The organism is Luteimonas huabeiensis HB2 (assembly GCF_000559025.1).
GTDB classification, from domain to species: Bacteria; Pseudomonadota; Gammaproteobacteria; order Xanthomonadales; family Xanthomonadaceae; genus Luteimonas; species Luteimonas huabeiensis.
Genome location: NZ_JAAN01000056.1, coordinates 1 through 789 on the forward strand (window position 1 = coordinate 1; position 789 = coordinate 789).

Below are 789 nucleotides of genomic sequence, written 5' to 3' on the forward strand. Positions count from 1 at the left end.
CGCGGCTGGCGCTGGTCGCGCCACAGCGCTTCCCGCATCCCGAGGCCGAGGCGATGGCCGCCGGCGCCGGCGACGTGCTGGCCGCGGCCAGCCGCCACGCGTCCCTGGCCGAGGCCGTCGCCGACTGCCGCTGGGTGGCGGGCTGCACCGCGCGCGACCGCCGCATCGCCCTGGAGCCGCTGTCGCCGCGCGAGGCCGCGCCGCGCGCGCTGGCGCAGGCCGGCGAGGGCGAGGTGGCGCTGGTGTTCGGGCGCGAGCGCACCGGCCTGGAGAACCACGAGCTGCAGCTGTGCCACGCCGCGATCGCCGGCGACCGCGGCGCGCGCCGAGCCGCCGGCCAGCCACGCCGAGATGGAGGGGTTCTTCGGCCAGCTCGCCGACACGCTGGAGGCGATCGACTTCCACAAGGGGCGCACGCCGGAGGCGGCGATGCACAAGCTGCGCCGGCTGTTCCTGCGCGCGCAGCCGGATGCGCGCGAGGTGCGCCTGCTGCGCGGGGTGCTGGCCGATGCGCAGCGGATGGCGCGCCTGGCCGGGCGCGCGCAGGCCGCGCACGCGCGCGCCGGCGAGAGCGGGGTGCTGGTGCTCGGCCGGATCAGCGACGATCCGCGCGCGCACTACGAGCAGCTGCGCCCGCTGCTGGACTACGTGGTGCCGCGCATGCGCGAGGTCGGCATCGTCGAGGGCCGCATCCTGATGGCCCGCGACCCGCAGCAGATGGCCGGCTACCTGCGCCGCGGCCGCGTCGACTGGGTGACCGAGACCACGGCCAGCGCGATGCTGCTCGAG

The 789-nt window shown here is 77.8% G+C and carries 2 pseudogenes; both read left to right on the forward strand.

Annotated elements, in window-relative coordinates:
- Positions 1–53: 53 nt before the first annotated feature.
- Positions 54–242, forward strand: a pseudogene (locus tag Z164_RS23750) (RNA methyltransferase); the annotation flags it as partial.
- Between the two features lie 238 nt (positions 243–480).
- A pseudogene (locus Z164_RS23650) lies at positions 481–789 on the forward strand (phosphate/phosphite/phosphonate ABC transporter substrate-binding protein); the annotation flags it as partial.